Annotated in this window: 21 protein-coding genes and 1 pseudogene; 13 read left to right on the forward strand and 9 right to left on the reverse strand. The window is 71.2% G+C overall.

Annotated elements, in window-relative coordinates; genetic code table 11:
* The first annotated feature begins 168 nt into the window (after positions 1 to 168).
* Positions 169 to 1,431 carry an RNA-guided endonuclease InsQ/TnpB family protein gene (locus EV386_RS01315; RefSeq protein ID WP_130411624.1) on the forward strand — a complete coding sequence of 421 codons (1,263 nt, stop codon included), beginning with the start codon at positions 169 to 171 and terminating at the stop codon, positions 1,429 to 1,431.
* Between the two features lie 31 nt (positions 1,432 to 1,462).
* On the opposite strand, the gene EV386_RS01320 is transcribed toward EV386_RS01315, so the two are convergent.
* The 4 genes from EV386_RS01320 to EV386_RS01335 all read right to left on the reverse strand — a co-directional run bounded on the left by EV386_RS01320 (position 1,463) and on the right by EV386_RS01335 (position 5,779).
* Positions 1,463 to 3,076 (reverse strand): Mbeg1-like protein, encoded by a 1,614-nt coding sequence (locus tag EV386_RS01320; RefSeq protein WP_130411626.1) that lies wholly within the window; start codon positions 3,074 to 3,076, stop codon positions 1,463 to 1,465.
* A gap of 6 nt (positions 3,077 to 3,082) precedes the next feature.
* The gene (locus tag EV386_RS01325; RefSeq protein WP_130411628.1) at positions 3,083 to 3,778 is read right to left on the reverse strand and encodes an AMP-binding protein; all 696 of its coding nucleotides are present in this window, start codon (positions 3,776 to 3,778) and stop codon (positions 3,083 to 3,085) included.
* 119 nt (positions 3,779 to 3,897) lie between these two features.
* Positions 3,898 to 4,656, reverse strand: coding sequence for a response regulator transcription factor (locus EV386_RS01330; RefSeq protein WP_130411630.1), 759 nt, complete (start codon positions 4,654 to 4,656; stop codon positions 3,898 to 3,900).
* Positions 4,646 to 5,779 carry a sensor histidine kinase gene (locus EV386_RS01335; RefSeq protein WP_242608037.1) on the reverse strand — a complete coding sequence of 378 codons (1,134 nt, stop codon included), beginning with the start codon at positions 5,777 to 5,779 and terminating at the stop codon, positions 4,646 to 4,648. Before EV386_RS01335 ends, EV386_RS01330 begins: the two co-directional genes overlap by 11 nt.
* A gap of 297 nt (positions 5,780 to 6,076) precedes the next feature.
* Here EV386_RS01335 and EV386_RS01340 point away from each other — a divergent pair, with 297 nt between their 5' ends.
* The 4 genes from EV386_RS01340 (at position 6,077) to EV386_RS18170 (ending at position 10,452) form a co-directional block, all read left to right on the forward strand.
* On the forward strand, positions 6,077 to 8,257 hold the full coding sequence (locus EV386_RS01340; protein ID WP_130411634.1) for an MMPL family transporter: 2,181 nt from the start codon (positions 6,077 to 6,079) through the stop codon (positions 8,255 to 8,257).
* 117 nt (positions 8,258 to 8,374) lie between these two features.
* Entirely contained in the window at positions 8,375 to 9,322 is a 948-nt protein-coding gene (locus EV386_RS01345) for an ABC transporter ATP-binding protein (RefSeq protein WP_130411636.1), read from the forward strand.
* Positions 9,319 to 10,128, forward strand: coding sequence for an ABC transporter permease (locus EV386_RS01350; protein ID WP_130411638.1), 810 nt, complete (start codon positions 9,319 to 9,321; stop codon positions 10,126 to 10,128). Before EV386_RS01345 ends, EV386_RS01350 begins: the two co-directional genes overlap by 4 nt.
* A gap of 147 nt (positions 10,129 to 10,275) precedes the next feature.
* A complete protein-coding gene (locus EV386_RS18170; RefSeq protein WP_165399803.1) occupies positions 10,276 to 10,452 on the forward strand; it encodes a hypothetical protein in 177 nt (58 codons plus the stop codon).
* Positions 10,453 to 10,483: 31 nt separating this feature from the next.
* Here the strand turns inward: EV386_RS18170 and EV386_RS01355 are convergent, their stop codons facing one another.
* Both EV386_RS01355 and EV386_RS01360 read right to left on the reverse strand, forming a co-directional pair.
* Positions 10,484 to 10,873 carry a type II toxin-antitoxin system death-on-curing family toxin gene (locus EV386_RS01355; RefSeq protein WP_130411640.1) on the reverse strand — a complete coding sequence of 130 codons (390 nt, stop codon included), beginning with the start codon at positions 10,871 to 10,873 and terminating at the stop codon, positions 10,484 to 10,486.
* Positions 10,870 to 11,070 (reverse strand): ribbon-helix-helix protein, CopG family, encoded by a 201-nt coding sequence (locus EV386_RS01360; protein ID WP_130411642.1) that lies wholly within the window; start codon positions 11,068 to 11,070, stop codon positions 10,870 to 10,872. Before EV386_RS01360 ends, EV386_RS01355 begins: the two co-directional genes overlap by 4 nt.
* Positions 11,071 to 11,159: 89 nt before the next feature.
* Between EV386_RS01360 and EV386_RS01365 the strand changes: the two genes are divergently transcribed.
* The 4 genes and pseudogenes from EV386_RS01365 to EV386_RS18600 all read left to right on the forward strand — a co-directional run bounded on the left by EV386_RS01365 (position 11,160) and on the right by EV386_RS18600 (position 13,185).
* The gene (locus EV386_RS01365; RefSeq protein ID WP_130411644.1) at positions 11,160 to 12,485 is read left to right on the forward strand and encodes a hypothetical protein; all 1,326 of its coding nucleotides are present in this window, start codon (positions 11,160 to 11,162) and stop codon (positions 12,483 to 12,485) included.
* 63 nt (positions 12,486 to 12,548) lie between these two features.
* Positions 12,549 to 12,782, forward strand: coding sequence for a helix-turn-helix domain-containing protein (locus tag EV386_RS01370; RefSeq protein ID WP_242607777.1), 234 nt, complete (start codon positions 12,549 to 12,551; stop codon positions 12,780 to 12,782).
* A pseudogene (locus tag EV386_RS18935) lies at positions 12,779 to 12,940 on the forward strand (type II toxin-antitoxin system HipA family toxin); the annotation flags it as partial. The gene EV386_RS01370 and the pseudogene EV386_RS18935, both read left to right, overlap by 4 nt.
* A 26-nt stretch (positions 12,941 to 12,966) precedes the next feature.
* Positions 12,967 to 13,185, forward strand: a complete 219-nt coding sequence (locus EV386_RS18600) for a hypothetical protein (protein ID WP_242607778.1) — start codon at positions 12,967 to 12,969, stop codon at positions 13,183 to 13,185.
* A 112-nt stretch (positions 13,186 to 13,297) separates the two neighbouring features.
* On the opposite strand, the gene EV386_RS18605 is transcribed toward EV386_RS18600, so the two are convergent.
* Together EV386_RS18605 and EV386_RS01380 are read right to left on the reverse strand one after the other, a co-directional pair.
* A complete protein-coding gene (locus tag EV386_RS18605; RefSeq protein WP_242607779.1) occupies positions 13,298 to 13,831 on the reverse strand; it encodes an Rv3235 family protein in 534 nt (177 codons plus the stop codon).
* Positions 13,832 to 13,860: 29 nt separating this feature from the next.
* Positions 13,861 to 14,997, reverse strand: a complete 1,137-nt coding sequence (locus tag EV386_RS01380; protein ID WP_130411650.1) for a LysM peptidoglycan-binding domain-containing protein — start codon at positions 14,995 to 14,997, stop codon at positions 13,861 to 13,863.
* A 200-nt stretch (positions 14,998 to 15,197) separates the two neighbouring features.
* On the opposite strand from EV386_RS01380, the gene EV386_RS01385 reads away from it, so the two are divergent.
* A complete protein-coding gene (locus EV386_RS01385; RefSeq protein ID WP_130411652.1) occupies positions 15,198 to 15,746 on the forward strand; it encodes a hypothetical protein in 549 nt (182 codons plus the stop codon).
* A gap of 3 nt (positions 15,747 to 15,749) precedes the next feature.
* Here EV386_RS01385 and EV386_RS01390 read toward each other — a convergent pair whose 3' ends face one another.
* Entirely contained in the window at positions 15,750 to 15,959 is a 210-nt protein-coding gene (locus EV386_RS01390) for a helix-turn-helix transcriptional regulator (protein WP_130411654.1), read from the reverse strand.
* 124 nt (positions 15,960 to 16,083) lie between these two features.
* Here EV386_RS01390 and EV386_RS01395 point away from each other — a divergent pair, with 124 nt between their 5' ends.
* From EV386_RS01395 to EV386_RS01405, 3 genes are all read left to right on the forward strand, one after another.
* Positions 16,084 to 16,740, forward strand: a complete 657-nt coding sequence (locus EV386_RS01395) for a CpaB family protein (RefSeq protein ID WP_130411656.1) — start codon at positions 16,084 to 16,086, stop codon at positions 16,738 to 16,740.
* Entirely contained in the window at positions 16,740 to 18,065 is a 1,326-nt protein-coding gene (locus EV386_RS01400) for a CpaE/TadZ family protein (RefSeq protein ID WP_130411658.1), read from the forward strand. The genes EV386_RS01395 and EV386_RS01400 overlap by 1 nt, the downstream gene beginning before the upstream one ends.
* Before the next feature lie 149 nt (positions 18,066 to 18,214).
* Positions 18,215 to 19,657, forward strand: coding sequence for an MFS transporter (locus EV386_RS01405; protein WP_130411660.1), 1,443 nt, complete (start codon positions 18,215 to 18,217; stop codon positions 19,655 to 19,657).
* Positions 19,658 to 19,660: the final 3 nt, after the last annotated feature.

Consider the following 19,660-nt stretch of genomic DNA (forward strand, 5'->3'; position numbering starts at 1 on the left):
GAGTCGCCTCTGACGCCGGGCGCACCGTGATCTTCCTGCTAGCGGCGCAGACTCCGTCCTTCAGGGCGGAGATAGCCGCGTCATTCTGCCCCCGTACCGGTTACGGGACAGGTGTAGCACCCCACCCCACAGAGGTGGTGTCGAGTTCATGGATGGGAGGTTCCACCGTTGAGTATCAGGGCGCGTCTGTATCCGACCCCGGCCCAGGCCGAGGCGATGGTCGTGCACTGCGGGCATGCCAGGTTCGTGTGGAACCTCGCAGTCGAGCAGTCGAACATGTGGCGCCGTGACAAGGGTCCGACCCCGAACTATGTCGCCCAGGCTGCTCAACTCGCTCAGGCCCGCCGTGAGCATGCCTGGTTGGGTGCGGGGTCATCGGTGGTCCAGCAGGCCGCGTTGCGTGACTTCGACCGCGCCCGGCAGTCCTGGTGGAAGAACCCTCACCACTTCTCTCGCCCGACGTGGCGGAAGAGGGGTGTTCATGAGGGGTTCGTGATCCGCGACCTGACCGTCACGAAGGTCAACCACCGGTGGGCCACCGTGCACGTGCCCAAGGTCGGTGCGGTCAAGTTCCGCCTGACCCGCCCCCGGGCTCAGGTCACCGCCGCCACATCAGCACGGGTCACGTTCAAGGCCGGACGCTGGCACGTGTCCCTGGTCACCCCACCTCCTGTGTTCGACCGCAAGCCCACGGGCGCGGTCACCGGGATCGACCGGGGTGTGGCGAACACGATCGCGACCTCGGAGTCGGTCATGGGTTCCATCCCCGGGTGGACGCCCGGGGAGCAGGCCCGCTACGTGGCGTTGCAGCAGCAGTTGGCCCGCCAGGTCAAGGGCTCCAACCGGCGCGCTGTCACCAAGGGCAAGATCGCGCGCCTGCACCAACGCCTGACCGACCGGCGCACCGACTGGATCGAGCAGACCACCACCACCCTCGTGCGCGAGCACGACCTGATCGGGATCGAAGCCCTGAACACCCGGGGCATGGTCCGCAAGCCCGCCCCGAAGCCCGACCCCGAGAACACCGGCGTGTTCCTACCTAACGGCGCGAAGGCCAAGGCTGCCCTCAACAAGACGATCCACGCCTCGTGCTGGGGCAAGTTCGCGAAGCGCCTGCACGACAAGGCCGCAAACACCCCGGCCGGTGCCAAGACCCTGGTGGTCGAGGTGCCCGCCAGATACACGTCCCAGCGTTGCCACCACTGCGGTCACACCGCACCCGAGAACCGCAAGAACCAAGCGGAGTTCCGGTGCGTCGACTGCGGTCACGAGGCGAACGCCGACACCAACGCCGCCGAGAACATCCTGTCTCGCGCGATCACCCTTGCCGCCGGACAGGCGGTAGACCCCCGACCACGTCGGACGGTCGATGGACGCAACCGTGGCACGACCACAACCGCGTCAACCACCCGAGAACGGAAGGCAGTATGACCGCCAACCAGAACCCGGGAATCCCCGTCCTTCAGGGCGGGAGGATGTCAACTCGCATGGATACCAGTACCTCTGTGGTTCCTACGACACTGAGGTATACGCCGGCCTGCAGGACGAAGGCCGGCTGGACGTGCCCGGCCGTGGTGAGCGCGAAGATCCCGAGAGCGGTGGCGAGGACACCACTCATCAGGTGCAGGATGCCCTGTAGGCGCCGACGTGGACGTTCGTCCCACCGACGAAACGCCCGCCGAGAGCTACCCCATGCATGGGCGAGGAACGCGATGCCGAGCAACAGGTTCGTCGGCACGACGAGGACGTCCAGTCGAGGGATGAGGGTGAGCAGCAGGCCCAGCAGCAGGGCCTGGGCCGTGATGAACCGCCAGTCGAGGTTGTGGACGGTGCGGAATCGAGCCACGTACCGGCTCACGCGGACGGTTCCCCAGACGGCGAGGATGAAGACGCCCGTCGCCCCGACGATCTGCACGGCGAGCGAGGGCAGTGCCATGAAGAAGATGCCCAGGGCCAGGGAGCCGACGCCGCGCAGGGTGCGGTTGTCGCGCCCGATCGCGCGGTAGTCGGCTGAGGCCAAGGTGCGTGCGGCGACGCGCAGGGCGAGGGCTACCGGCCGCCGTGTCTGGGGGCGCGAGCGCATGAGGGCGACGAGCACCGACTCGACGCTCCCGTAGTCGACGTGCGCGATCTCGGTGGTCAGGCGTGCGCCCCCCGCACCGAGCGCGCCGAAGAGTGCGTTGGTGAAGTCCCTGCGGTCGTCGACGGTGGCGTCGCGCAACCACTCGTCGATTGCTCCGTTGAGGACGCCAGCGCGGCGGGAGATCTCGGCGACCTCTTTCAAAGAGGCGCGCTCGACCTGCCAGCTCATGATGTCGTGCTGGAGTAGTCCTCGTGCGTCGCTCGCGACGACATGGGTGGGTGGGTCGTTCTCGAACAGTGCGCCGATGAGCGCCCACTCGGGGACGACTTTCGTGATGCGGTCGCTGATCCGGTTCAGGCCTGCGCGATCGATGAGGTCGGTGCTGAGCCCGGGCCCGTCGTTGCTGTGGACGTCGAGGAGCCGGGCCTGGTGCTCGGGCGGGAGGAGCATGGCGGAGTAGACGGCGAGGTTGCCTCCTTTGGAGTGCCCGCCGACGCGTAGTGGGGTCGTCGTGCGCTCGGCCACGGCCCGCAGGTAGGAAGCGGCTTCGACCTGCGCCGGCATGACTTGGAAGCTCATCGCGAAGTCCTCGCGCCACCCCATGATCGTGTTGTCCGTGCCGCGGAAGGTGACATAGGTCGTGTCGTCGTCGAGCTGGATCGTCAGGGCCGAGAACTGCATCCCCAAGCTCTCGTCGGAGTCGTCGCGGTAGTCGCTCAGGAGCGCATCCGCGAAGCGCGCAGTGCGAGCGACGTCGTCGAGGAGTGTCGCCGGCACGATGTCCAGCCGGCGGTCGGTGCCGCGGTGCTCGTGGGTGGTCGCACGCACGGCGGCCTGCCTGATCGAGATCGAACCGGCGCCGGGTCCGGGGACGATGCCGTCGAGGTCGAGGTACGCGAGCGCGCTGATGACAAGGTTGTCGACGATGTTGAACGGCCGTTCCGCCAGCGTGACGTCGCCGCGCCAGCGAAGGTAGTCCAGCACGTCAGCCACGCGAGCTCACCCGGCTGACGATGCTGCGGGGTGCGCCATCAGGCCCGGCCAGAGCAGCGACACCGCGGTGTCGACGGTACCCAGACGCGCGCCGAGCGCTGACCAACGACGGTCATCGCCTGCGCCGAGGACGTGCTTAACCAGCGAGGACAGGTCGGCGAGCGTGTAGTGCACCCCCCGGTCGTTGCCATTCGGGCCGAACAGGATTGCGGCGTCCGCGTCAGGGTGTGACGGACGCGGCTCGTGGTGCGGATCCGTGGCGATGTCGCAGAGACGGACGTGGTCACCGAGCGGACCGACCGAGCTCGTCCCAGCACGTCCGGTCAACGCGATCCGTAACTCGGGTGCCGGAAGGTCGCGGGTCTGGATGAGGCCCCGGGAGTCGGCCACCAGGATGTCCGGCTCACCGAGCCGGAACGCCCGCAGCCGACGGCGATCGCGAAGGCTTGGATCTGAGGCCACCACGACGGCACCGATCGACCAGCACGCCCACGCGGCCACGGCTCGTGCGCTCGCCCTGTCGATCGCAATCGCCACCCTCACACCGAGGCCTGCTCCCGCCGCTGCCAACCGACAGGACATCGTCGCAACCTGTTGCGAGAAGGTCGATATGCCGTTCCCGGCTCGGCGAATGCTGCACAGGTCAAGTTTGGCGTGGGGCTCGAGCTCGGCGGATGGGGTCGCCTCGTCTTCTACGTTCATGGGTCATCGCTCGCTCACTGAAAGGGTCGGGGCACCATCGTCGCCAGAGACGGTTGCCAGTGTCGTCACCCAGCCGACGTAACGCCCATACCGCGTCGGCCGTACGTCGCGTCGTGCCTTCAGGCGCTCCCGCCCGGGGTGACCAGGCCGTTCTCGTATGCGAAGACCACGAGCTGGGCGCGGTCGCGCGAGTCCGTCTTCATCATGGCGCGGTTGACGTGGGTCTTGGTCGTCGCCGGGCTGATGAACAGCCGACGCGCGATGTCGATGTTCGACAGTCCTCGTCCGACCAGCGCGGTGATCTCCCGCTCGCGCGGGGTCAGAGCCTGCAGCGCCGGCCCGGCGGAGAGGGGCGGGATGTCCTCATGTGAGGTCGCCGGCGAACGAGTGCCGCTTGCGCGGCCCAGAAACCGGCCGATAAGCGCGGTGGTCGCGAGCGGTGACAGCAGGGAGTCGCCCGCTGCGACGGTCCGGATCGCGTCGAGGAACGCACGAGGCTCGACGCCTTTGCTGAGGTACCCGCTCGCGCCTGCGGTGATCGCCTGGATGACGAGGTCCTCCGTCTCGAAGGTGGTCAGGACGAGAACCCTGACGCCTGCCAGGTCGTCGTCGGACGTGATCCGGCGCGTCGCCTCGATGCCGTCCATCTCGGGCATGCGGATATCCATCACGACGACGTCCGCGCGGTCGGAGCGAGCGCGGGCGACCGCCTCGACGCCGGTGGCGGCCTCGCCGACGACCTCGAGGTCCGGTGTCGCGTCCAGCATCAGACGGAAGGTCGAGCGCAGCAGGGTCTGGTCGTCTGCGAGCAGAACGCGGATGGGCGCCGCCCGGCCCTCGGGGCCGACTGGTGGTGTGACAGCGACGTCATCGTTCATCGGTACCGCCGGGGTGCGTCGTGGGGATGTGGGCGCGGACGGCGAACCCGCCGTCGTCGCGTGCCGCCGAGTCGAAGCGGCCGCCGGCGGCGAGCGCTCGTTCGCGCAGCCCGATGAGGCCGCTGCGCGATCCGATACCTTGCACCTGCCGGCCATCGCGGCGTAGCCCGTTGACGACCTGGATCTCGAGCTCGTCGGGTCGCCAGGTCAGGTGCACCCGGATGTCGGACCCGGGTGCGTGCTTGAGCGCGTTCGTCAGGGATTCCTGGACGATGCGGTATCCGGCGAGGTCCCCGCTCGTGGTCAGCGGCTGGGGCTCACCCTCGAGGTGGAGGGTGATGCGGGCCCCTGACGCGCGGAACTCGGAGACGAGTCGCTCGACATCGCCCATCCCCGGCGAGGGTGTGCGTGCCTCCACGGTCGCCGTGGTCTCCCCACCGTCCTCGCGCAGCACACCAACGGTGGTGCGCAACTCGTCCAGCGCCTCGCGGGTGTGTCGGGCGATGTCCTTCACGGCGGCGCCAGCCCCGGGCTGTCCCTCCTCGACCAGGTACTCGGCGACGGACGCCTGGGCGTTGACGAGCGTCAGGCGGTGGGCGAGCGCGTCGTGCAGCTCGCGTGCGATCCGCATCCGCTCGTCCACGACCGCCCGGCGAGCGTGCTCGGCGCGGGCCTGCTCCTGCCGGTGGATCCGCTCCCGACGGGACGACTGCGCGGCACCGACGACTGTCGCGAGCACCACGGTGTCGAGCATGACGAAGTCGGTGGTGACCAGCCCTGACCTGCCCGCCACCAGGCCGGTGACAAACAGCGCCGCGGCGGCCACGACCCCGGGCGCCCAGCCACGAAGCCCGGGGTGGCGGGCGGCGAGGGTCCACGCGGCGAAGGACGTCGCGAGCGGGACGGGCTGGTACGCCCCCAGGCCCACCGCGTCTGCGAGCCCATGGGCGTCGACTGGGAGAACCACGATGTGCAGACACTCGACCACGGCCGTGCCGACGAGCGCGACCAGCGGGTACGGCCTTCGCGCCGCGAGGGGCGCCCACGCGCCGACGACGAACACCAGGAGCAGCCCATCGGGCGCCTTCCACGAGCCCTCGTACAGCCAGGACACGCTGAGCATGGCCACGAGAACGACGAGTAGGACGACGGACTCGGTCAGCCACGTCCGCGTTCTCGAGACCGGCTTCACCGGCCCGCTGATCGCGTCCCTCACGGCTGACCGCTCCCCTCGTGGTGGTTCCTCGGGCGCCGTCGCGGCGCCAAGACCCATCGTGCCGTGCCCCGGGGTCCGCGGTGTCCTGGTCGCGCCGATGTACACCAACAGCGGTATGGCGATACCGCACCGGTCCGACGACTGCGAACGACCGAGCAGCGAGGGTGGCGACATCCAGTCCAGCTCCCGTGGAAGGCCGTGTCCATGTCTGCTCTCGCCCGGTGGTCCGTCAGGCACCGCTTCGTCGTCGTCGGTATCTGGCTCTTGTTGTTTGCGGGTGCCGGTGTCGGGGTCCTCACCGCAGGCAACGCCTTCACCGACGAAACGTCCGCGCCCGGGACCGAGTCGAGCACGGCCTATGCTCTGCTCGCTGACGCGGGAGCGGGCGCGACGAAGGCGAGCGCCGGTACCGCGAAGATCGTGTGGCACGTCGAGGACGTACCGATCGACGACCCGTGGGTCGTCCAACAGGTCGACACCTTGCTGGCCGAAGTGGCCGAGGTTGACGGCATCGAGTCGGTCCTGAGCCCGTACGACGACGCGGGAGCCGCTCAGCTCAGCACGGAGACCGGTACTGCCTACGCCACGCTGGGCGTAGCGGACGGTGCCGACACGGCGGCCGTGACCGAGTTGGTGGACACGTTCGACGAGTCGGCCGGGTTCGATGCCGCAGCCTGGGGCTCGCAGTTCCATCAGTCCTTCGGCGGCGCTCCCGTCGAGCTGATCGGCGTGGTCGCTGCGCTGCTCGTACTGCTCCTGGTCTTCCGCTCGGCCTGGGCCGCAGTGCTACCAATCGCGACTGGGGTCGCCGGGGTCGCGTTGTCCGCGCTGGTCGTCATGCTTGGCTCCCACGTGATCGACCTGTCCAGCCAGACCACGTCGATGGGCTCGCTCATCGGGCTCGGGGTCGGCATCGACTACGCCCTGTTCATCGTGAACCGCCATCGCAAGGCGCTGCTGCGCGGCAAGTCCGTCGAAGCGGCGGCGGCCGAGGCGATCAGCACGTCCGGTCGCGCAGTGATCTTCGCCGGCGGGACGGTCATCGTCGCGCTCTTGGGCCTGCTGGTGCTGCAAGTTGGGATCCTGTCCGGCATGGCCGTGGGAGCGGCGATCACGGTCGCACTCACAGTCGCCTCCGCCGTGACTCTCCTGCCGGCCTTCCTCGGCTTCATGGGGCATCGAGTGCTGAGCCGCAAGCAGCGCCGCGCCCTACCCATGGACAGTGCGGTGACGGAGACGGCCGGCGGCGTGTTCGCGCGCTGGGCTGCGACCGTCGGGCGCCGGCCGGTTGCCGCCGCCGTCACGGCGGGGATCGTCATGCTGACGCTCGCTGTGCCCGCACTGAGCATCCGCCTGGGTTCGGCCGACGCGAGCAGTGACCCCGTCTCCTCCGCCACGAACCGCTTCCACGTCCTCATGGCCGACGGTTTCGGAGAGGGCTTCGACTCTCCGCTGCTGCTCGTGGCCCAGACTCCGGACGACGCTGCTCGTACGAGCTTCGACAAGCTCGCCTCCGAGATCACGGACACGCCCGGAGTCGCGAGCGTCGCCGCTGCCCCGACGGGACCAGATCAGCAGATCGCGGTCCTGACCGTCACACCCACGACCACGGCGCAGGACGAGGGGACGGCCCGACTGGTCGACACCCTGCGGTCCGACGTGATCCCCGACGCAGAGTCCGGAACGAGGCTCCAGGTGTACGTGGGCGGCACGACGGCCTCGAACGTGGACTTCGCGCAGTTGCTCACGTCAAAGCTCCCGTTGTACCTCGCCATCATCGCGACCCTGGGATTCCTGCTGCTCGTCCTCGCGTTCCGCAGCATCGTGGTCCCGCTCGTCGGAGCGCTCAGCAACCTGCTGACGATGGCGGTCTCCCTCGGCGCCGTCACCGCAGCCTTCCAGTGGGGCTGGCTCTCCGGCCTGCTTGGCGTCGGCGGGGCCGCACCGATCGAACCCTTGGTTCCCGTGGTCGTCGTAGGCATCGTGTTCGGGCTCTCCATGGACTACCAGGTGTTCCTCGTGAGCCGAATCCACGAGGAGTGGAGCCTCACCCGGGACAACCACCGCGCCATCCAAATCGGCATGAGCGAGACCGGCCACGTCATCGCCGCCGCCGCAACGATCATGTTCCTGGTCTTCGCCTCGTTCGGCACGATCGGGTTCCGCATCATCGCCGAGATGGGCATCGGCATGGCCGTCGCCATCCTCGCGGACGCCTTCATCGTGCGACTCGGCCTGATGCCAGCCCTGATGCACCTCATCGGCCCTCGCAACTGGTGGTTCCCCCGCTGGGCCGACCGCATCACACCGCAAGTCTCGATCGAAGGAGAGCACCTCAGTCGCACGGTCGACGCCACCCAGCCCTTAGCGACCTCGACGCGATGAGCAACCGGTACGTGGGGTACCGCACCTGCGGTACCCCACGTCCTACCCCGGTCCGATGCCCCGCACCGGACCAGGCTCGCATCGTGGTCTCACCGACACCAGAGAGCAAGGAACACCATGATCGAGCTGCACGAGCTCACGAAGAGATACGGCGACAAGACCGCGGTGGACGGGATCACCGCAACGATCCAGCCCGGCGCCGTCACCGGGTTCCTCGGACCCAACGGGGCCGGCAAGTCCACCACGATGCGCCTCATCCTCGGTTTGGACGGCCCGACGTCAGGCCATGCACACGTCAACGGCAAGCCCTACTCGACATCCAAGGCGCCGCTCGCCGAGGTCGGGGCGGTACTGGACGCGAAGGCGATCGACGGCGGACGCTCCGCCCGCAACCACCTCCTCGCCCTCGGAGCCAGCGTGAAGGTCGGCCCGCGCCGAGTCGACGAGGTCATCGACCTCGTCGGCCTGACCGACGTCGCGCACCGTCGGACCCGACAGTTCTCCCTCGGCATGGGCCAGCGCCTCGGGATCGCCTCAGCGCTACTCGCCGACCCCGAGATCCTCATCCTCGACGAGCCGGTTAACGGGCTCGACGTCGACGGCGTGCAGTGGCTGCGCGGCCTCCTCACCGACATGGCCGCCGAGGGCAGGACCGTCCTGCTCTCCTCGCACCTCATGAGCGAGATGGAACTCGTTGCCGAGCGACTGCTCGTCATCGGGCAGGGAAAGATCCTCGCCGACTCCACCATCAGGGACTTCATCCAGCACTCCGCTGTGGGGTCCGTCTCGGTCGTCTCCCCAGACGCCGACCGGCTCATTCATCTGCTCCAGGGCGACGGGATCGCCATCACGACCACCGGGAGCGAGCGGTTCCAGGTGCAGGGGATGGGAACCCGAACCATCGGTGACATCGCCTTCCAGAACAGGCTGCGGATCCACGAGCTCGCACCGCACGCTGGTTCGCTCGAGGAGGCCTACATGGCCATGACGCGCGACGCCGTCGAGTACAGCGGGACCCACGCCCACACACCGGCAAGCACCACCGTGACAGGAGCCCTGCGATGAGCACCACGATCACCACCGATGTCGGCGCACCGCGGACCGTGCCGTACCGGCAGACCATGGCGACGGTCATCCGGTTCGAGTGGATCAAGGCACGCAGCCTGTCCAGCACCTGGTTCCTCGCCGGTGCCGTGATCGCGCTGATGATCGCCTTCGCCATCATCGCAGCCGCGGTCCAAGGCGCCGACACCCCCGACGACGCGGTCACGACGATCATGTCCGGGGCCTCCATCACCGTCCTGGTCATCGGCATCCTCGGCTGCCTCACGGGCGCTCGCGAGTACGGCTCACGGATGATCGCGGCGACGATGTCCGCCGTCCCCAGGCGGTGGAAGGCTCTGGCAGCCAAGGCCATCGTGCTCACCGGCCTGAGCGTCGTGACCGCAGCGATCGCCGTCGCCGGCGCGTTCTTCATCGGCGCCGCCGTCCTGTCCGGGAACGGCGACCCTGCCCCCGCACTCGGTGACCCCGGGGTCCTGGGCGACCTGCTGGGCATGGTGCTCTACCTGACCGTGGTCGCACTGATCGGCCTCGGGGTCGGGCTGCTGCTGCGGAACGTGGCAGGCAGCATCGGGACCGTCGCCGCCGGGCTGCTGCTTGTCCCCGGGCTGATGGCCGGCCTGCTCCCCGACAGCTGGGGCCCGGCAGTGCTCAAGTTCATGCCCAGCGAGGCCGCAGCCGGCATCACCACCGTGTACGGCACCGGCTCAGAGTCGCTCGGCGCAGGAGCCGCGATCATCGTCGAGCTCGCGTGGGTCATCGTTCTGGTCGGCGGAGCCGTCGTCGCAGTCAACCGGCGGGACGTCTGATTCGCTCGCTCATGTGCCGGACGTCCTATTCCAGGGACACTGGCGCGCGCATGGCGAGCAGCCGCCGGGCGCCGCCAGCGCGGCATCCCGAGGGGGGGAGTGCATCTCCGGGCATGCAGCGAGCTCACCGCAGGTAACGACATCGACATGCTCCACCGCACCCTGCGCGTTCGCCGGCTCGCCGAAGACCTGCCGCGCGAGGCTGCCGGACGGATACGCACCGTGCGCCCGCCCCGCGTGCACGCCAGGTCCGGCCCGGCGCTGGTCGTCGACGACGAGGGGTTCCCCCTGGACTTCGACGACTACGACGAGCCCGGCGCTTGAGGTGCGCGAAGACGCGCTGCCCCCGGGATGCTCAGCGCGGTCGGCACCAGGACTCGAGGGCGTGCGCCAGGGACGGCACATCGCGCATCGACCCATCGGCCACGGACATGATCAGGTCGAAGATCTCGTCCTGGGGTGCGTCGAAGTCAAGGCCGTTGAGGCCGTAGAACACGAACACCGCGACAAGGCCGGCGCGCTTGTTCCCGTCGACCAGTCCGTGGTTGTTGACCACGGAGTCCAGCAGCGCGGCCGCCTTGAGGTGCAGGCTCGGGTACGCCTCGACGCCGAGCATCGCGGCGCGGGGGCGTGCGAGCGCGGACTCGAGCATGCCCAGGTCGCGCACCTCGGGCTCGTTGCCGAGGAGCGAACCCGAGAGCGTCAGCAGGTGGAACAGGTCGAGGTAGCGGACCTCATCCGTCATGCGCCCTGGGCCAGCCGGTCGAGCGCGTCCTTGTACCGGTCGATGCCCTTGGCCACGAGAGCGGCGAACTGCTCGTCGTCCTCGGCGTACCGGCGCACGGCGTCACGAGCCGCCTCCTGCTTGCTGATCCCCCGCCGTTGGGCGGCGCGCTCAAGAGCGGCGTCCTCGGCGGGTGTGAGCCGCAGTGTCATTGCCATCGTGGGATCTCCTTCGTGGTATCTGCATGATACCGCCCGACGGTTTGGACGGGCGCGGTGGTCGACCGGCGCACGTTCGTTGAAGGGGCATGACGCTCTACACCGAGCAGCTGGCCATGGTCCCGCCCGCGCAGCGGGCGGGGTACATCGCAGACCAGCCGTCCTACGAGATGGTCGCCGACGACGACGGCGACGTCCTGGACCTGCCTGACTGGCTGGCGTCCGACGCCGGCCGGTCGTGGCTCGCCGGTGGTGACGCGCCCGCCGAGCCGGCGGCCTCGAGATCGAATCCGGCGCCGCCGAGCGAGACCTCGGCTCAGACGGCCAGCCGGGCGCTGCTGGACGCGGCGCGCGCACAGTCGGTGGCGCTGCGAGGAGCCACAAACCGACCGTGCCTGCGCCTGCAGATCCCGGTGGACCTGGCCGTCGAGCTGCTCGCCGGGCACCCGGCGCTGGCGTTGGCGGTGCGCGAGCTCGACACGCGCAAGACGCCGAACAAGGACACCGTCGCCCCGCAGGCTTTGGCCGCGGCGCTGCTCGCCGCAGCCTCGCTGCACGGGGCCAGCGTCGAGCACGCCGAGCCCGACCTGACCTGGGTGGCCGCCCGGGAGGCGGCCGCCGCGTCACGAGAGGCGGTGCGTGAGTCCGCCGCTGCGACATCGGACCTGCACGGCGAGATCTCCGGGCTGGGGGACAAGATCGCCGCAGAGGTCGCCCGCGCAGCGGGCCAGGTGGCCCGCGAGGTGGCCAGCGTCGTGGCGGCACAGGTAGCCGACGCGGCCACCGTCAGCCGGCTCGCCGCGGAGAGGGCCGACGAACGGGTCATGCTGCGGCTGCTGGCGACGCTGCTGGCCCACTCGCCAGTGTCATCGGGCGCCGACTCGATCGACCTGGTCGCCTCCGACAAGACGACCCGGATGGAGAACGCCGTGCGCGAGCAGGCGGGTGAGCTGTTGGCCACCGACGCTGGTCGCGGGCAGGTGCTCGCACGCGCCGCCGAGTCGGGCGCCGACCCGCGCACGGTCGTGGTCCACGGCGCGCACCTGCAGACCGCCATGGACGCCGCAGCGACCACCTCGGGCGCCCCACTCGGGGTGGCGGACTGGGTCCGCAGCGAGCTGACGAAGCTGCGCGCCCTGCGCGCCCCGCGCGCCCCGCGCGGCCCGGGCGGCCGGGTGACCTGGGCGTTCGACAACCCACGCCAGGTGCTCGACGCCGCCGACATCATCGATCTCGTCGGCGCCGACCACGTGCTGTTGACGGGGTTGACGGAGACCACGCTCGAGGCGTTCGCGACCGTCGTGGACGCCAACCCGTCACCGGCGTTGCGGCGGCTGAGCACCGGCGCGAACTCCGAACACGTCACCGCGCTCAAGCGCGGCTCGTCGGTGGTGTGCTTCGAGCGGGTTCGTTGAGCTACAACGGTCTGCCTGTCGGCGTACACAGACATCGCAGGAGTGTCTGCGTACGTTGACATCATGGAGGTGTACAACGCGAGGTCGCTGCCCCGTCTGGGCTCATCCGTCAAGAGCCTGCGGCTCGCGCGCGGGCTGACTCAGGCGACCCTGGCGTCCTCGGCCGACGTCTCGCGCCAGACCGTCGTCGCGCTGGAGGCGGGCAAGACACGCGGGATGGAGATAGGCGTCATCCTGCGCGTCCTGGACGCCCTCGACGCGAGCCTGCTCATCCGCGACGATTTGGAGACGCGATGACGAGAGCCAGTCGCCTCGCCGTGCTGCTGGCGGGCGAGCACGTCGCAGACGTCGAGCGCACGCGCGCCGGGGCCCTGCGCCTGACGTTCACCGACCTCGGACGCACGCCGGGTTGCACGCCCCTGTCCCTCTCGCTTCCTGCGAGGACCGGGCCGCACACCGGCGAGGCGGTCGAGTCGTACCTTTGGGGCTTGCTGCCCGAGAGCGACGCGGCCGCGTCGAGGAGGCATGGCTGCTGGGCCGCGTCGCGCACATGGCCGACCGAGCGCCCGACCTGTTCAGCGACGCGCTCGACGAGGTCGACGACTGGGACGGGTCAGTCAGTGTGTTGCGCGAACGGCTGCTGCCTGCCCTGCGCTCCCACGCTCGACGCATGGCCGGCGGCTGCGGCGGTGGGCGATGATCGCTCAGCCTGGCGTCAACGACCTTTCACCTGTCTTGCGTCACCGCAGGTCGCAGGGCTTCGGCGTCCGTCGCCCCACCCACCCCGGCCGACCCGTCGGCTCCGCGAGCGCTCAGGCGAGCTCGAGGACGGTGACGCGCCACTGGCCGCGGTGGGCCTGCAGGCGCACGGCCGCCGCGCGGACGCGTCCGTTGTCCTCGACGATCACCGCGGCCTCGGCGGACTCTCCGCGCAGGTCGACCCGCACGCGGCGCACGTGTGCCGGCCGGCCTCCGGGGGACTGGCGGGCCGTCTCGCGCAGCACGCGTGCGCGTTCGGTGAGCTGGTCGAGCACCACGGGGGAGACCCAGCGGGCCAGTTGCGCGGCCGCGCGCTCGCCGCGCAGCACCTCGACCGCCGCGCGGACCACGGAGCAGCACATCGCCGTCGGATCGGGCAGGGGCGGTGCGGGCCGCTCGGCGACGGGTCGGGCCGAGGCGAGATCTTCGGCGGCCTCGGAGGTCAGCACCCGGTCGGAGCCGAGCCGCACCCGCGCCACGCGCGGCGGACGGGTCGGGGCGCGAGGGGGTAGACCCGGACGCGGAGTAAGTCCGCGCACGGTCAGGCGGGGGACGGCGGGCGAGGGGTGCTCGACGGTGGTGGACATCGGTGTCTCCAGGGTGTCGGGGTCGTGCGTCAGGTGGGCCGGACGAGGATCTGGCCCGGCAGGATGAGGTCGGGGTCGTCCCCGATGACGGCGCGGTTGGCCTGGTGCCAGGCGAGCATGGCGGCGAGAATCTCGCCGTCGGTCGGTCGGCCGCCGAGGTCGCGCGCGGCGATGTCCCAGAGCGTGTCGCCGCGCGCCACGACGACGGTCTCGGCGCCACGCGAGGTCGGCGCCGGTGTGACGATGACAGGCGAGATCTCCTCCGTCGGCGCCGACGTGCCCGGGGTCTGGGGGGTTCGCGATGCCCCCGCAGTGGCCGCATCTGCCGTCGCGGACCCGGACGTCCCGGCGCCTGTGGAGGCGTGCGACGGCGTCGGGGCCGACGTGGGCGCCTGCGTGCTGGCCGCGGCGGAGGCGGACGGCGTCGTCGCTGAACCGGCGGGGGTCCCAGAACTCCCCGGCGTGGCCGCGCCCGCGGAGGCCGGGGCGGGGTTCGCCGCGGGGGACGGGCCCGCTGAGGGGGTGAGGTCCGAGGCTGCGGAGCGGTCTGCGGTGGGGGACTGGGCCACCGTGGGCGACAGCGCCGCGGTGGACCGCCAGGCGAGGTCGAGCCCGCCACTGGCGTTCGCGCCGACAGTGAGGATCGCCCCGGCGCCGGAGTCGCGCCCCGCGCCGCCTGCGCCGAGCGCGCTCGGGCCGGCGCCATCAGGGAAGCGGGCGCCCTCGTCGACGCCTCCCTCATGGATGGCGTCACCCTGCGCGACGGCGGCGATCGGATCGGGCGGCGCGGTCGCGGCGAACGCCGCCGCGGGCGTGAGCGCGAGCGAGGCGCCGACGCCGACGCCCGCGCCGACCCGCACGAGCCGCCGCACGACGCCGGGCGCCATGCAACGCACCACGGCCTCACCCGCATGCCAGCGCGCTCCGGCGCGCGAGCAAACGACGACGGCGAGTCCGAGCAGCGCGCTGACCCCCACCCAGGTGGCCGCAATCGCCGCGGCGGCGAGGACGCCGAGTTCGACCCAGTCTTCGACTCGTGCCGCGGGCGAATGGGCCTGCGGCCAGATCGCGACAGCGCGCGAGACGAGCGCTGCCACTGCCGCGCCGAGTCCGGCCGCGAGTGAGAAGAGCGGTCCGACAGTGATCGGGCGGCTTCGCGGCCTCATAGCGGCTCCTTGTGGTGACGTTTGACGTCGTTTGGCGACGATGGCTGCCGGAAGGGAAGCACGCCTCGCGGCGGCTGTCCAGAGTCGTGTCGCAACGGGACTCACGGGTGTCAGGGCGATCCGTGGCACGCTGTGCCGCGGCGCCGCAGGGCGCCACCGGCCGCGTCAGGCCGATCCGGTGGGTGTCACAAGGAGGGGTGATGACCGCAGCGGGAGCCCAACGCTGGGACCTGCTCTTCGCCGACCTCGAGGCGCAGCTCGTCGCGCACGAGCAAGCCGTGCGCGACGGTCAGGTCGCCGAGCTCACGCGCGCCGAGCACGCGCAGATCGCGCTCGCGGACCGGCTGCGCGCCGTCGTCGGCGCGCGCGTGGCCGTCGACCTGGGCGACGGCGACGGTGTGCGGGGCGTGGTCCGCCAGGTCGCCGCGGCATGGGTCCTGATCGAGGGACACGGCGCCCGCGGGCGGACCGAGCACCTGGTGCCGTTGGCCGCCGTCGGCGCGATCACGGGCCTGACCAGGCGCTGTGTCCCGTCGACGGCGCGTACTGACGCCCTCGGGTTGGGCGTCGTGCTGCGCGAGCTGCAGCGTGACCGCGCTCGCGTCTTGGTGCGGACGAGCGCGGGGCAGGCGGTCGGTCGCCTCGCGCGCGTCGGACAGGACCATCTCGACCTGGAGGAGTCCGACCGGGCGCCCACCTGCGTGCGGACCGTGCCGTTCGCGGCCCTGCGGTGCGTCAGCCAGGCGTAGGGCTCACAGCTGTCCGGAGTCGATGCGCTCGCGGGTGCGCGCGTACTGGCGCGCGATGTAGGCCTCGAGCTCGCTCGCCTCGACCCGCCAGACTCCGCGTCCGCCGATCTGGATCGCCGGCAGCTCTCCGCTGCGCACGAGCGCGTACGCCTGGCGGGTCGAGATCGCGAGCATCTCCTCGACGTCGGCGAGGGACAGGAAGCGAGCGGCCATGGCGTCAGTCTCGCACAGCGGAGCCAGGCAGGAGATGTCGTTTATCCACAGGTGGCTTCGTTGTGTGGCGGTAGACCGCTGATGATGTTCGCTGCCGACCCGGCACCACGACGAAAGGACGCGCATGAGCGACCAGAGCCTCTCCGCGCCGCTGGCGCCCCGCCTGCGACGCCCGTCCTGGCGCGACCCTCGGCTGGTCACCGGCGTCGTGCTCGTGGCCCTGGCGGTCGCGCTCGGCTCGTGGGCGGTGTCCTCGGCGTCACGCACCGTCCCCGTCTGGGCGGCCGCCGGAGCGCTCACGCCGGGCGACCCGGTGACCGCCGAGACGGTGCGTGCGGTCGACGTGCGGCTGGCCGACGGCGTCGGGCGGTACCTGCCGGCCGACGAGCCGCCGCCTGCGGGACTGGTCGTGACGCGCGCCGTGGGTGAGGGCGAGCTCGTGGCGCGCTCCGCGCTCGGCGACGCCGCGAGCCTCGACCTGCGCTCGGTCGCGGTCCCCGTCTCGGGCGCGCTGTCGCCGCGCGTGCGCAAGGGCGCGGCCGTCGACGTCTGGTTCGTGCCCGACGAGGGCCCAGGCGCGACGGCCGCGGCGCCGCAGCCGCGCGCCGTCGTCGAGGGGGTGCTGGTCGAGAAGGTCGACGACGCCGGGACGCGGCTCGTGGTCGGGTCCTCCACGACGCTGCACGTGCTGGTGCCGTCCGCCGACCTCGCCGATCTGCTCGCCGCGCTCGCCGCCGACGGAACGGTCGGGGTCGTGCCCGTCGCCGGGTCGGGGGCCTGATGCCCACTCCGGTCACCGTCCTGGCGGCTGTGCGCGGCGCGGCCGAGACGCAGGTCGTCGTCGCGCTCGGAGCCCCGGACTCGGGGGCGAGGGTCACACGCCGGTGCGGCGACGTCGTCGAGCTGCTCGCGGCCGCCGCGGCGGGAGCGGGGTGCGTCGCGATCGTCTCCGGGGACCTTCCCGGCCTCGACCGAGAGACGGTCACCCGGCTGCACGCCGCGGGGGTGCGCGTCGTCGGGCTCGACGACGGACAGGTGGCGGGGCGCCTGCGCGCGATGGGCGTCGACGTCGTGCTCGACGTCGCGTCCGGACCGGCGGCAAGCGAGCTGGTCGCGGCGGTGGGCGAGGCGGCGAGCGCCGTCGAGCCCGCGTCCGAGGGGCCCGCCGGCGCGCCCGCGGTGCGCGGCGCCCCGTCGCCCGACGAGGCGGCCGCCGCGGGGGAGCCCTCGGGTCAGGTCGTGACCGTGTGGGGACCAGTCGGCGCGCCGGGGCGCACCACCGTCGCGCTCGAGCTCGCGGCGCACCTGGCCGGTCTGGCGGGCTCGGGCGCCCGCGCAGGACGGCGTGCGGGGACGGGCCGCCACGCGCGTCCGGCGCCAGCGCCCGTCGCCGGCGACGTGTTGCTGGTCGACGCCGACACCTACGGCTCGTCGCTCGCCATGCGGCTGGGGCTGCTCGACGACGCTCCCGGACTGGCCGCCGCGTGCCGCGCCGCGGGCCAGGGCTCGCTCGACGCCGCCGCTCTGGCCCGCCAGTGCCCCGTGGTCGCGCCGGGCCTGCGGGCCCTGACGGGGCTCACGCGGGCCGCGCGCTGGCCCGAGGTCCCGGCCTCCGGGTTGGAGGTCGTGTTCGAGCAGGCCCGGCGGATCGCGGTGTGGACCGTGGTCGACACCGGCGCACCGATCGAGGCCGACGAGCTGCTGATGTACGACACGCACGCGCCGCAACGCAACGCCGCCGCGCTGGCCTCGCTCGCCGCGGCCGACCATGTGGTGGTCGTGGGTTGCGCCGACCCGGTGGGGATCGGGCGGTTGGTGCGCGCGCTGGAGGATCTGCGCGAGGCGCCGATCGCGGTGGCCGCGCCCAGCGTCGTCGTGGTCAACCGCGCGCGGGCGTCGTCCGTCGGGCCGCGACCCGAGGCCGCGGTGCGCGAGGCCATGGCACGCTACGCGGGGCTCGACGACGTCGTCGTGGTCCCTGACGACCCGGGCGCCGCCGACGGGGCGCTGTTGGCGGGGCGCAGCCTCGCCGAGCACGCCCCTGCCTCACCCGCCCGTGCGGCGATCGCCCAGGTGGCCGACCGACTGCGGCGCGCGGCCACCTGATCTGCGGCGGCGTGGGCTTCGACACACTGGCGCACATCGATTTGTCGCGTGACCGCTTGGGGGCGCACCCTGTACAGGTTGCCCGCGCGCACCGTGCGACCACTCCGCGGCCCGGGCGACGGATCCGACGACGGTGAGAGGGCACAGCCATGACCGCGACCATTGAAGGCGCTGGGAGCGCTCTCAGGCTCGAAAAGCCTGGTGAGGAGCACGGCTTCTACCGCCTGACCTGGACTCAGCGCATCGGCTTCGGCTCGGGCGACCTGGCCCAGAACCTCATCTACAACACGGTCTCGACATACCTGCTGTTCTTCTACACCGAGGTCTTTGGCCTCTCGGCGGCGGCCGCGGCGACAATGTTCCTGGCCGTGCGACTCATCGACGTGGTGTGGGACCCGATCGTCGGCGCGATGGTCGACAAGCACTCGACCCCGTGGGGCCGCTACCGCGGCTACCTGGTGATCGCGGGCATCCCGCTGTCGGCGCTCGCCGTCCTGGTGTTCTGGACGGGGATGTCGGGCTCGCTGGTGTACGCCTATGTCACCTACGTCGGCCTGTCGATGCTCTACACGCTGCTCAACGTGCCCTACGGCGCCCTCAACTCCTCGCTCACGCGTGACAACGACGAGATCTCGGTGCTGACCACCACGCGCATGTTCCTCGCGAACATCGGCGGCCTCGCCGTCGCGTTCGGCGTGCCGGTGCTGGTGCGCCTCTTCTCCGCCGACGGGCACTGGGACACCCCGGCCGCGGCGGGCGGATGGCTGACCACCATGGCGATCTACGCCGCCGTCGGCCTGGCGGTGCTGGTCTTCACGTTCACGCAGACCAAGGAGCGCGTCGTCATGGACGACGCCGCCGCCGAGCAGGTCCGCGTCTCCGACCTGGCCACCGAGTTCCGCCGCAACCAGCCGCTGCGCGTGGTCGCGTTCTTCTTCATCACGGCGTTCGCGATGATGTCCGTCGGCAACGCGGGCGCGGCCTACTACATGAACGACGTCGTGCGCGCCGAGGGCGCCGTGCAGTGGTTCAACGCGCTGGGCGTGCTGCCCGCGTTCGTGTTCCTGCCGCTGGTGCCGCGCATCAAGCGCCGCGTCGGCAAGAAGCCGCTGTTCATCGGGTTCCTTGCGATCGCGATCGCCGGCATGGCGATGCTCTACCTCATCCCGAACCCGGCCGAGCATGTGGGCCTGGTCATGGCGGCCCAGTTCGTGCGGTCCACGGGCGTCATCGTCGCCACCGGCTACATGTGGTCGCTCATCCCTGAGGTCGTCTCCTATGGCGAGTGGCGCACCGGTCGACGCATCTCGGGCATCGTCAACGCCCTGACCGGCATCTTCTTCAAGGCGGGCATGGCCCTGGGCGGCGTGGTGCCCGGCGTCGTGCTGGCGATCACGGGCTACCGCTCCGACGCCGGCACGCAGTCGCACGCCGCCACGCAGGGCATCTTGTGGCTCGTCTCGGTCATCCCGGCGGCCCTGCTCGTGGTGGCCATGGTCGTCATCAGCCGGTACGACCTGGACGACGACCGGCTCACCGCGATGAACGCCGAGATCGAGCAGCGCGCGGCATCTGACGCCGCAGCCGCCTGAGCC

The sequence above is a fragment of the Xylanimonas ulmi genome, assembly GCF_004216535.1.
GTDB lineage: Bacteria > Actinomycetota > Actinomycetes > Actinomycetales > Cellulomonadaceae > Xylanimonas > Xylanimonas ulmi.